Origin of the sequence: Aquipseudomonas ullengensis, assembly GCF_014174475.1 — a bacterium.
GTDB lineage: Bacteria > Pseudomonadota > Gammaproteobacteria > Pseudomonadales > Pseudomonadaceae > Aquipseudomonas > Aquipseudomonas ullengensis.
In genome coordinates this window covers 617,601-629,314 of the sequence record NZ_JACJUD010000002.1, presented here as the reverse complement: position 1 = coordinate 629,314, position 11,714 = coordinate 617,601, and the positions used below count along the sequence as shown (strand labels likewise).

At 63.9% G+C, this 11,714-nt stretch carries 9 protein-coding genes; 2 read left to right on the top strand and 7 right to left on the bottom strand.

The features are described 5' to 3' along the window. Positions 1-34 precede the first annotated feature (34 nt). The 7 genes from H3H51_RS08305 to leuC all read right to left on the bottom strand — a co-directional run bounded on the left by H3H51_RS08305 (position 35) and on the right by leuC (position 6,656). Positions 35-1,045: an aspartate-semialdehyde dehydrogenase gene (locus H3H51_RS08305; protein WP_183088571.1), complete on the bottom strand. Its 1,011-nt coding sequence runs from the start codon at positions 1,043-1,045 to the stop codon at positions 35-37. Positions 1,046-1,166: 121 nt separating this feature from the next. Then, the gene (gene asd / locus H3H51_RS08300; protein WP_183088570.1) at positions 1,167-2,279 is read right to left on the bottom strand and encodes an aspartate-semialdehyde dehydrogenase; all 1,113 of its coding nucleotides are present in this window, start codon (positions 2,277-2,279) and stop codon (positions 1,167-1,169) included. 57 nt (positions 2,280-2,336) lie between these two features. Beyond that, positions 2,337-3,419, bottom strand: a complete 1,083-nt coding sequence (gene leuB, locus H3H51_RS08295; RefSeq protein WP_183088569.1) for a 3-isopropylmalate dehydrogenase — start codon at positions 3,417-3,419, stop codon at positions 2,337-2,339. A 40-nt stretch (positions 3,420-3,459) separates the two neighbouring features. Then, positions 3,460-4,218 (bottom strand): class I SAM-dependent methyltransferase, encoded by a 759-nt coding sequence (locus H3H51_RS08290; protein WP_183088568.1) that lies wholly within the window; start codon positions 4,216-4,218, stop codon positions 3,460-3,462. A gap of 25 nt (positions 4,219-4,243) precedes the next feature. Beyond that, complete coding sequence (locus H3H51_RS08285; RefSeq protein WP_183088567.1) at positions 4,244-4,558, bottom strand: VOC family protein; 315 nt, start codon at positions 4,556-4,558, stop codon at positions 4,244-4,246. 11 nt (positions 4,559-4,569) lie between these two features. Beyond that, the gene (leuD, locus tag H3H51_RS08280; protein ID WP_183088566.1) at positions 4,570-5,217 is read right to left on the bottom strand and encodes a 3-isopropylmalate dehydratase small subunit; all 648 of its coding nucleotides are present in this window, start codon (positions 5,215-5,217) and stop codon (positions 4,570-4,572) included. Between the two features lie 11 nt (positions 5,218-5,228). Then, positions 5,229-6,656 (bottom strand): 3-isopropylmalate dehydratase large subunit, encoded by a 1,428-nt coding sequence (gene leuC / locus H3H51_RS08275; RefSeq protein ID WP_183088565.1) that lies wholly within the window; start codon positions 6,654-6,656, stop codon positions 5,229-5,231. A gap of 175 nt (positions 6,657-6,831) precedes the next feature. On the opposite strand from leuC, the gene H3H51_RS08270 reads away from it, so the two are divergent. Continuing rightward, entirely contained in the window at positions 6,832-7,713 is an 882-nt protein-coding gene (locus H3H51_RS08270) for a LysR family transcriptional regulator (protein ID WP_183088564.1), read from the top strand. A gap of 116 nt (positions 7,714-7,829) precedes the next feature. After that, the gene (locus tag H3H51_RS08265) at positions 7,830-11,510 is read left to right on the top strand and encodes a PAS domain S-box protein (RefSeq protein ID WP_183088563.1); all 3,681 of its coding nucleotides are present in this window, start codon (positions 7,830-7,832) and stop codon (positions 11,508-11,510) included. Positions 11,511-11,714 lie beyond the last annotated feature (204 nt).

Below are 11,714 nucleotides of genomic sequence, written 5' to 3'. Positions count from 1 at the left end.
AGAAAGATTCTTCAAATTTGCAGGTAAGTATCTTTTACAGATAGTGTTTTATCAACAACTCACCTATTTGCACAGCATTCAGCGCGGAGCCTTTTCGCACATTATCAGACGCAATCCACAAATTGAGTTCTGACGGGTCATCCAGCCCCAGACGCAAACGGCCGACATAGACCTCGTCCTGCCCCACGGCATCGCTGACCACGGTCGGATAGTCGCCCTCTTCCACCCGTTCGATGCCAGGCTGTTTATCCAGCAAATGCGCGGCCTGCGCAACATCCACAGGCTTCGCCGCCTGCAGCGAAACACTCAAACTGTCGCCAAAGAACACCGGCACCTGCACGCAACTGACCGCTACCTTCAGTTCGGCCACACCCAGCACCTGCTTCAGGTCCTGGGCGATACGCCGTTCCAGATGCGCATGACCACTGTCATCCACAGCGCCCACCTGGGCCAGAAGGTTGAAAGCAATCTGTTTATCGAACACCTTCGGCTCGAGCGGGCGCATGTTGAGCAGCTCGGTGGTTTGCTTGGCCAGCTCAGCGATACCTTCGCGCCCCTGGCTGGAAACCGCCAGTGCAGCAGTCAGGGTAATTCGCTGCAACGCCAGCACCGAACGCAGTGGAGCCAGAACCAGCGCCAACGCCGTCGCAGCCGGCGCCGGACTGGTCAGCAGGAATGGTGGCTGCAGCGTTTCCAGCAACTCTCCGTTGGCTTCCGGCACCAGACGGGGCGCTTCATCAAGGGGCAAGGCACCGCTCAGCTCGATGACGGAACAGCCCGCCGCTCGCGCCTTGGCGACGTAACTCGCGGCCACCGCTTCGCCAGCCGCGATAAAAGCCAGCTGCACCTTGGAGAAATCGAAATCTGCCAGCTCGCGCACGCGCAGGTTCTTGCCGCGAAAGGGTACCGACTGCCCGGCCGAGGCGCTGCCGGCCAGCAGATGCAGGTTGGTAACGGGAAATTCGCGCTCTTCCAGCAATTGCACGATGGTTTCGCCAATCGTGCCAGTGGCGCCGATCACGGCGATATCGAGGGACTTGGACATCAGGGGGAGCCTTACGCAGAGAGCCGAATGGCGGGCACTCTAACCCTCGCCTGGCGCCCAGGCAATTTGCTTGCCCGGGCAGAATGAAAAAGGGGCTGGTAGTAACCAGCCCCTTTTGCCATCAACGCTCCAGCAGGATGCGCAACATACGCCGCAGCGGCTCGGCCGCACCCCACAGCAGCTGGTCACCCACGGTGAAGGCGCCGAGGTACTGCGAGCCCATGTTGAGCTTGCGCAGACGCCCAACCGGCACGCTCAGGGTACCGGTAACGGCAGTCGGACCCAGATCGCGGATACTGGCTTCACGCTGGTTCGGCACCAGTTTGACCCAGGGATTGTGCTGGCTGATCAGGCCTTCGATGTCGCTCAGCGGCACGTCCTTGTTCAGCTTGATGGTCAGCGCCTGGCTGTGGCAACGCATGGCGCCGATACGCACGCACAGGCCGTCGACAGGGATCGGGCTCTTGTTGCGGCCGAGGATCTTGTTGGTCTCGGCCTGGCCCTTCCACTCTTCACGGCTCTGCCCGTTCGGCAGCTCCTTGTCGATATAGGGGATCAGGCTGCCAGCCAGCGGCACGCCAAACTGATCGGTAGGGAAGCTGTCGCCACGCATGGCCTCGGCAACCTTGCGGTCGATGTCGAGGATGGCGCTGGCCGGGTTGGCCAGGTCGTCGGCTACCGAGGCATTGATCGCACCCATCTGCTTGATCAGCTCGCGCATGTTCTGCGCACCGGCACCGCTCGCCGCCTGATAGGTCATGGCGCTCATCCACTCGACCAGGCCGGCTTCGTAGAGACCACCTAGGGCCATCAGCATCAGGCTGACGGTGCAATTGCCGCCGATGTAGTTCTTCACGCCGCCGTCCAGCGACTGGTCGATGACCTTGCGGTTGACCGGATCGAGGACGATGACCGAATCATCGGCCATGCGCAGGCTCGACGCCGCATCGATCCAGTAGCCCTGCCAGCCGGCTTCGCGCAGCTTGGGGAAGACTTCGCTGGTGTAGTCGCCGCCCTGACAGGTCAGGATCACATCGAGACTCTTCAGCTCGTCGATGTTGTAGGCATCCTTCAGCGGAGCAATGTCCTTGCCCACGGCAGGGCCCTGGCCGCCAACATTGGAGGTGGTGAAGAACACCGGCTCGATCAGGTCGAAGTCACGCTCTTCCAGCATGCGCTGCATGAGCACCGAACCGACCATACCGCGCCAACCGATCAGACCTACACGTTTCATAACGACTCACACCTTTATAAACAGCCCGCCGGCATTGTCCCGACGGGGCTGGAAAGATTACAGACTGCGCAAAGCCTCGACCACCGCATCACCCATGCCGGCAGTACCGACCTGGGTCATGCCCGCCGAGAAGATGTCGCCGGTACGTAGGCCCTGATCCAGCACCTTGCTCACCGCCAGTTCGATGGCGTCGGCCGCCGCGCCCTGGTTGAAGCTGTAGCGCAGCATCATCGACACCGAGAGGATGGTCGCCAGCGGGTTGGCAATACCTTTGCCGGCGATATCCGGGGCCGAACCATGGCACGGCTCGTACATGCCCTTGTTGTTGGCGTCCAGCGAAGCGGACGGCAGCATGCCGATGGAACCGGTGAGCATGGAAGCCTCATCCGACAGAATGTCGCCGAACATGTTGTCGGTGACCATCACGTCGAACTGCTTGGGTGCGCGCACCAGCTGCATCGCCGCGTTGTCGACGTACATGTGGCTCAGCTCGATATCCGGGTAATCCTTGGCCACTTCCTCGACCACGGTGCGCCACAGCTGGCTGGAAGCCAGGACGTTGGCCTTGTCCACCGAGCAGAGCTTCTTGCCGCGCACGCGGGCCATGTCGAAACCGACCTGGGCGATGCGGCGGATCTCGCTTTCGCTGTACGGCAGGGTGTCGTAGGCATGACGCTCGCCACTCTCCAGCACGCGGTTCTCACGCGGCTGGCCGAAGTAGATGCCGCCAGTCAGCTCACGCACGATGAGGATATCCAGGCCCGCGACCACTTCCGGTTTGAGGCTGGAGGCGTCGGCCAGTTGCGGGTAGAGGATGGCCGGACGCAGGTTGGCGAACAGCCCCAGCTGCGAGCGAATTTTCAGCAAGCCGCGCTCCGGGCGGATGGCCGGGTCGATCTTGTCCCACTTCGGCCCGCCGACCGCGCCGAGCAGGATGGCATCTGCAGCGCGGGCACGCTCCAGGGTCTCATCAGCCAGCGGCACGCCGTACTTGTCTACGGCAGCACCGCCCAGCTCGTCGAACGACAGCTCGAAACCCAGGCTGTACTTGTCGTTGGCCAGCTGCAGCACCTTGACCGCCTCGGCCATGATTTCCGGGCCGATACCGTCGCCAGGGAGAACCAGAATCTGCTTGCTCATGCTTTCCTCTCAAACGGCGCACGCTGCGCCAACAAAATGATCAACGCTCGGCCCACAACACCAGCACGTCCGTGCTGAAGGAGCCGTCGTCGGCAATCTCGAAATACTCACGAACCTCTTCACCCACCGCGACCTGCAAGGCGCGGATGGCCTGGCGCAGGATCTCCGGGGTGCGCATGCGCTCGACCCAGCTGGCGAACTCCAGGCGCAGCCGCTGGCGCGTGCTCGCCGTGATCACCAGACCGGCATCGCCGACCAGACGCGCCCACTCAGCCGGCGAATAGTCGCGCACATGGCTGGTATCACGCAGCAACTCCACGGCCTGCAGGTGGGTATCCAGCAACGGCAAGCCGGGAGCGGCCACATCGATGAATGCCGCCACGCCGCCAGGCTGCAGCACACGCCGCACTTCGCGCAGGGCCTGTCCGACATCACGCCAGTGGTGCGCCGAATAGCGACTGAAGACGAAATCGAACTCAGCGTCGGCGAACGGTAAGCGCTCGGCCATGCCGCACGCGGTACGCACATTGTCCAGGCCACGCTCGGCGGCGGTGGACGCTACCACATCGAGCATCTGCTGGGACAAGTCGTACGCCACCACTTCGCCGGCCAGCGCAGCGACCTGGAAACTCACATGCCCGGCACCGCAGCCCAAGTCCAGCACCCGCGCCGCATCGACCTGCGCAACGCGCTCGCGCAGCTGAGCGAACTCCGTGCCCTGCGCATGCACAGCACTGCTGAGATAGGCCGCAGCCTGCTCACCGAACTGACGTTCAACCACCTGTACGTGAGTGCTCATGCGGATTCTCCTCCCCGATTACGACTCAGCCGTGTACCGGCACGCCATAGCTCTGGACGATGCGCTGGTCCTGCTCAACTTGGGAAAACAGCTCCCAGTCGAGGCCATTGACATCCCGTGTGCTGGAGTAGCCGCTCACCTGGTCATCCTCGAAGCCAACATGGCGCAGTCGACCGCCCTGCCCCACCTGCTGGTTGATCGAGAAGTTCAGCAGCTCGGTACGCCACATGGCGTACTGCCCCGGCACCACCACACTGGCCGGCTGGCCGAGGCGCTGGTTGTAGTCGGCGATGGAGGCCTCCAGATTTTCCACCGCCAGGGCTATATGGAAACGCTTCATCGCCAGCGTCCTTACTTGAGCGAACCGAACAGCCAGGGATTGCGCTGCTGGTAGCTGCCCTCGAACGCCTTGATCGCCTCGGCGTCCTGCAGGGTCAGGCCAATATCGTCCAGGCCATTGAGCAGGCAGTGCTTGCGGAAGGCATCGACCTCGAAGTGGTACTGCACGCCGTCCGCACGGGTCACGGTCTGCGCCTGCAGGTCAACGGTCAGTTGATAACCCTCGGCAGCCTCGGCCTGCTGGAACAGCGCATCGACTTCGTCTTCCTTGAGGATGATCGGCAGCAGGCCGTTCTTGAAGCTGTTGTTGAAGAAGATGTCGGCAAAGCTCGGCGCGATGATGGTACGGAAACCGTACTCTTCCAACGCCCACGGGGCGTGTTCACGGGACGAGCCACAGCCGAAGTTCTCGCGGGCCAGCAGTACGCTGGCGCCCTGGTAGCGCGGGAAGTTCAGCACGAAGTCTTTGTTGAGCGGGCGACCGGAACTGTCCTGGTTCGGCTGCCCGACATCCAGGTAACGCCACTCGTCGAACAGGTTCGGGCCGAAGCCGCTGCGCTTGATCGACTTGAGGAACTGCTTGGGAATGATCTGATCGGTGTCGACGTTGGCGCGATCGAGCGGCGCAACGAGGCCGGTATGTTGAGTAAAAGCTTTCATGTTCCGCCTCCTCAGGCCTGCATCAGTTCGCGTACATCGATGAAACGACCGGTCACCGCCGCCGCCGCGGCCATCGCCGGGCTGACCAGGTGAGTCCGACCGCCGGCGCCTTGGCGCCCTTCGAAGTTGCGGTTGGAGGTGGACGCACAATGCTCGCCGTTGCCCAGCTTGTCCGGGTTCATCGCCAGGCACATGGAACACCCCGGCTCACGCCATTCGAAGCCCGCGGCGATGAAGATCTTGTCCAGCCCTTCTGCCTCGGCCTGCGCCTTGACCAGGCCGGAACCTGGCACCACCAGCGCCTGCTTGACGGTACTGGCCACCTTGCGCCCCTTGGCCACTTCGGCAGCGGCGCGCAGGTCTTCGATGCGCGAGTTGGTGCAGGAACCGATGAACACGCGATCCAGTTGGATATCGGTGATCGCCTGGTTGGCAGTCAGGCCCATGTATTTCAGGGCGCGAACGATCGAGTCACGCTTGACCGGGTCGGCCTCGGCGGCCGGGTCCGGCACACGCTGATCTACAGCCAGGACCATTTCCGGCGAAGTGCCCCAGCTGACCTGCGGCTTGATCTCGGCGGCGTCCAACTCGACCACGGTGTCGAACACTGCATCGGCGTCGGACACCAGATCGGCCCAAGCGGCCACGGCCTTGTCCCAATCGGCGCCTTTCGGTGCGTACGGACGGCCCTCGACATAAGCGATGGTCTTCTCGTCCACCGCCACCAGGCCGACGCGGGCACCGGCTTCGATGGACATGTTGCAGATGGTCATGCGCCCTTCCAGCGACAGTTCGCGAATCGCGCTGCCGGCAAACTCCAGGGCGTGGCCGTTGCCACCGGCGGTGCCGATCTTGCCGATTATCGCGAGGACGATGTCCTTGGCAGTGACGCCAGCCGGCAACGTGCCTTCGACACGCACCTGCATGTTCTTCATCTTCTTGGCGACCAGGCACTGGGTGGCGAGCACGTGCTCGACCTCGGAGGTACCGATACCGTGGGCCAAGGCGCCGAATGCGCCGTGGGTCGAGGTGTGCGAGTCGCCGCAGACCACGGTCATGCCTGGCAGCGTGGCGCCCTGCTCCGGGCCGACCACGTGGACGATGCCCTGGCGCACGTCGTTCATCTTGAACTCGAGGATGCCGAAGTCATCGCAGTTCTCGTCCAGGGTCTGCACCTGGATGCGCGACACCTCGTCGGCGATCGACTCCAGACCGCCCTGGCGCTCGGCACGGGTAGTCGGTACGTTGTGGTCCGGCGTGGCGATGTTGGCGTCGATGCGCCATGGCTTGCGCGCAGCCAGGCGCAGCCCCTCGAAGGCCTGCGGCGAGGTCACTTCGTGGAGGATCTGCCGGTCGATGTAGATCAGCGACGAACCATCGTCGCGGCGCTTCACCTCGTGCATTTCCCAGAGCTTGTCATAGAGCGTCTTGCCGGCCATCAGAACGTCCTCATCAGCGGTTTGGTGGCGAAAGGTCTATAGCCCTTCTGCCTATGTGGCGATCCTAGGGACTTGCATCAAATAACTCCAATTCATAATTTTTATTCAAAGCATTCCTGACAGGAATGCTTTGCCGATATGCTGACGCCGACGCCTTGATCAGCCCGGAGTGCCCATGGACCTGGCCAACCTGAATGCCTTTATTGCCATCGCCGAAGCCGGCAGCTTTTCCGAAGCCGGCGAGCGCCTGCACCTGACCCAGCCTGCCGTGAGCAAGCGCATTGCCGGCCTGGAACAGCAGCTCAATGTGCGCCTGTTCGACCGCCTGGGCCGTGAAGTCAGCCTGACCGAAGCCGGTCGCGCCCTGTTGCCGCGGGCCTACCAGATCCTCAATGTGCTGGACGACACGCGCCGCGCGCTGACCAACCTCAGCGGCGAAGTCAGCGGCAGGCTAACCCTCGCCACCAGCCACCACATCGGCCTGCACCGACTGCCGCCACTGCTGCGCGCCTTCACCCGCGCCTATCCGCAGGTGGCCCTGGACATTCAGTTCCTCGATTCCGAGGTGGCCTACGAGGAAATCCTCCACGGCCGCGCCGAGCTGGCCGTGATCACCCTGGCCCCGGAAACCCGCGAACCGGTACGCGCCGTGGCGGTGTGGGACGACCCGCTGGACTTCGTCGCCGCCCCCGAGCACCCGCTGGTACGCAATGGCACCGCCAGCCTGGCCGATGTCGCACGCCACCCGGCGGTTTTCCCCGGTGACAACACCTTCACCCACCACATCGTCCGCCGCCTGTTCGAGGCCCAGGGCCTGACGCCCAACATCGGCATGAGCACCAACTACCTGGAGACCATCAAGATGATGGTTTCCATCGGTCTGGCCTGGAGCGTGCTGCCGCGCACCATGCTCGACGAACAGGTCACACGCCTGCCGTTGGCCGGGATTCAACTGCAGCGCCAGCTCGGCTACATCGTGCACACGGAACGAACCTTATCCAACGCAGCCAAAGCCTTCATGCAGCTTCTCGATGAGCAGCGCGCAACGCTTGCCTAGAGGCCGAAACTGCGGCTAACGTGGCGACATAACGATAAGAAAAGGCTCCTGCATGCCCCAGTCACGCCAGTTTCCGCCAGGCGTCCGCGCCTTGCCGTGCATCGGATGAGCCCGCAATGCCGAAATCCGTAAAACCTCAGCCGCCGCTGCCCTTTATTCCCGCCCTCGACCCCGCCGAGTTCGAAAAGACCTGGCATGACGCTCCGCGCCTGCTCGCCGCCCTCAATGGCGCGCACCTGGGCGCCTGGTACTGGGATATCGAGAGTGGCCGCGTCAGCTGGTCGCGCGGCGCCCAGGCGCTGTTCGGCCTCGACCCCAAGCTCCCATTGCAGCAGCGCATCGACTACATCGAACTGATTCCCGAAGAGGATCGCCCCGACGTCATCAGCCTGTTCCAGTCGATCCTCGCCGGCCGCCCCAACCCCACCGCCCTGCGTCACCGCATCCGCTGGCCTGACGGCAGCCTGCACTGGCTGGAAATCACCGGCCGCCCGCAGACCGACGAATCCGGCAAGCAGCAGGTGTTCGGCGTAATCCGCGACATCACCGCCCAGCAATCCCGTGGCGCGGCCCTGGCCGAGTCCGAGCGGCGCTTCTCCAGCCTGTTCCAGCTCAGCCCGGATGCGGTGATGCTGGTACGTTTCGACGATGGCCGCATCATCGAGGCCAACCAGCACTTCGCCGCCGTATTCGGCTGGAGCGCCGAAGAGGTCGTCGGCAAGCACACCAGCGACCTGCAGATCTGGGCCCACCCGGAGCAGCGCGCGGACATGCGCGAACAGGCGCGCCAGAGCCAGGAACCAGTGGTACTGGAAGTGCAGTTGTGCGCCCGCGACGGGCGCCTGATCAATGGCCTGCTCAGCAGCCAGTACCTGGAGCTCGACGGCCAGGCCCTGCTGCTCAGCACCTTCCTCGACACCAGCGAACGCAAGCAGGCCGAGGCTGCGCTGCGCGCCAGCGAGGAGAAGTTCGCCAAGGCCTTCCTGCACACCCCCGACGCGGTGGTCATCACCGACCGCCACGACGGCCGCTTCATCGAGATCAACCCGGCCTTCGAGCGCCAGTTCGGCTGGAGCAAGGCCGAAGCCGTGGGCCGTACCTCGCTGGAACTGGGCCTCTGGGCCCGTGCCGCCGACCGGCAGAAGATGCTCGACGCCCTGGACCAGGACGGCAGCTTCCAGAATCTGGAAATCGAGCTGTTCAGCCGCAACGGCCAGCGCACCCACAACCTGCTGTATGGCGGCGAAATCGAGCTGGACGGGCGCAGTTGCCTGGTGCTCAACGTGCGCGACATCAGCCAGCAGCGCCAGCAGGAACAAGAGCTGCTGGAAAGCCGCGAGCGCCTGACCCTGGCTCTGGACTCGGCCAACCTCGGCACCTGGGACTGGCACATCCCCAGCGGCATGCTCTATGGCTCGGCCCGCGCCGCGGTCCTGCATGGCCTGCCAGCCGAGCCCTATCACGGCGAATTCGATGCGTTCTTCCGCTGCGTACCGGAAGACGATCAGGCCGCCATGCGCAAGGCCTATCGCGAACTGGTCGAAGGCCAGCGCCAGGAATACCAACTGACCTACAGTGCCTGCTTCCCCAACGGCGAGCTGCACTACCTGGAAAGCACCGCCAAGCTCTATCTCGACGAACAGGGCCGCCCCCTGCGCATGGCCGGCATCCTCATGGACATCAGCGAGCGCATGCAGCGCGAGCAGCGCCTGGCCGCCTCCGAGGAAAAATTCTCGGCGCTTTTCCAGGCCAGCCCGGAGCCGATCTGCGTGTCGCGCGTGCCCGACGGCGCCTTCATTGAGATCAACCCCAGCTTCACCCAGACCTTTGGCTGGAAGCCCGCAACGCTGATTGGGCAAAACGCCCTGGAAGTCCACTTCTGGGTCGACGAGCAGCAGCGCCAGAAACTGGCCCAGCAGCTGATCCGCGACAAGCAGCTGAACAACGAGATCGCGCGCTTTCGCAGCCAGGACGGCCAGGAGCTGACCTGCATCATTTCCAGCCGCTACATCCACGTCCAGGGTCAGCGCTGCCTGACCACTACCTTCCGCGACATCAGCGAACGCCAGCAGGCGGAAGCCGCGCTCAAGGCCAGCCAGGAGAAATTCGCCAAGGCATTCCACTCCAGCCCGGACGCCATCACCATCACCGAGCGCGACAGCGGCCGCTTCATCGAGGTCAACGAAGGCTTCTCCCGCCTCACCGGCTACCGCAACGAGGAAGTCATCGGCCGCACCGCCCACGAACTCGAGGTCTGGAACAACGACGAGGAGCGCGCGCGCATGGTCGACGCCATCCGCCGCGACGGCCGCGTCTACCACCTGGAAATGCACGGCATGCACCGTGACGGCAGCTCGCGCCTGGTGGAAGTCTCAGTCGAGCCGATCGAGCTCAACGAAACGCCCTGCCTGCTGCTCACCGCCCGCGACATCAGCGAACTGAAGAGCGCCCAGGCCCAGGTGCACCACCTGGCCTACCACGACCCGCTGACCAACCTGCCCAACCGCGCCCTGCTGATGGACCGCCTGGTGCAGCAGATCGCCCTGCTCAAGCGCCACGACCTGCATGGCGCCCTGCTGTTCCTCGACCTCGATCACTTCAAACACATCAACGACTCACTCGGCCACCCGGTCGGCGACGCCGTGCTGAAGATGGTCACCGCGCGCCTGGAAGCCAGTGTGCGCGAGGAAGACACGGTGGCACGCCTGGGCGGCGACGAGTTCGTCGTGCTGCTCTCCGGCCTGGAAGGCAAGCGCCGCGAAGTCACCCAGCAGGTGCGCAAGATCGCCGAGAAACTGCGCAAGCTGCTGGCCGAGCCCATGCTGATCGACGGTCATCGCCTGCAGGTGACGCCGAGCATCGGTATCGCCCTGATTCCCGATCACGGCGACAACCCGACCGACTTGCTCAAGCGCGCCGACATTGCCCTGTACCGGGCCAAGGACACCGGGCGTAACACCTCGCAGGTGTTCCGCCAATCCATGCAGGACGCCGCCAGCGAGCGCCTGCGCCTGGAAAACGACCTGCGCCAGGCCTTGCTGCGCGGCGAGTTCGAGCTGCATTTCCAACCCCAGGTGGACGCTCGCAGCGGCCTGATAGTCGGCAGCGAAGCGCTGCTGCGCTGGACCCATCCGACACTCGGCCCGCAGTCCCCCGCCCAGTTCATCCAGGTGCTGGAAGAAAGCGGGCTGATCCTCGAAGTCGGCGCCTGGGTGCTCACCGAAGCCTGCCACGCCAACGCGCGCATGCTGCGCGACGGCCTGGTGAGCACGCAGAGCTTCCAGCTGTGCGTGAACATCAGCCCCCGCCAGTTCCGCCAGAACGGCTTCGTCGAACTGGTCGAGCGCTGCCTGCAGGACAGCGGCCTGCCGAGCCATATGCTCAAGCTGGAAATCACCGAAGGCATCGTGATCCAGAACGTCGACGACACCATTGCCAAGATGCACCGCCTGAAGAAGATTGGCGTCAGCTTCGCCATGGACGACTTCGGCACCGGCTACAGCTCGCTGACCTACCTCAAGCGCCTGCCGGTGGATGTACTGAAGATCGATCAGTCGTTCGTGCGGGACGCCACCACCGACCCCAACGATGCCGAGATCATTCGCGCCATCGTCGCCATGGCCCGCAGCCTCAACCTGGAAATGATCGCCGAAGGCGTGGAGCAACCCGAGCAGCTGGAGTTCCTGCAGCAGCAGGGCTGCCACTTCTATCAAGGCTACCTGTTCAGCAAACCCCTGCCGCTGCCGGCGTTCCAGGACCTGCTGCGGCACAACCGCCAGCCGGCGATAGCGCGCTAGCCATGCAGAAACGACAAAGGGCGCCCGAGGCGCCCTTTGTTTTTGGCTATGTCCCAATAGCGTGTTGCGTCATCTGACGAGCCGCCTCCCGTGCTGCCGAATGCCTCTGGATTCCCGCCTGCGCGGGAATGACGGAGTGGGTGGGACGACGATATGCCACCCCCCTACCTCGTCATTCCCGCGCAGGCGGGAATCCAGCTCGGC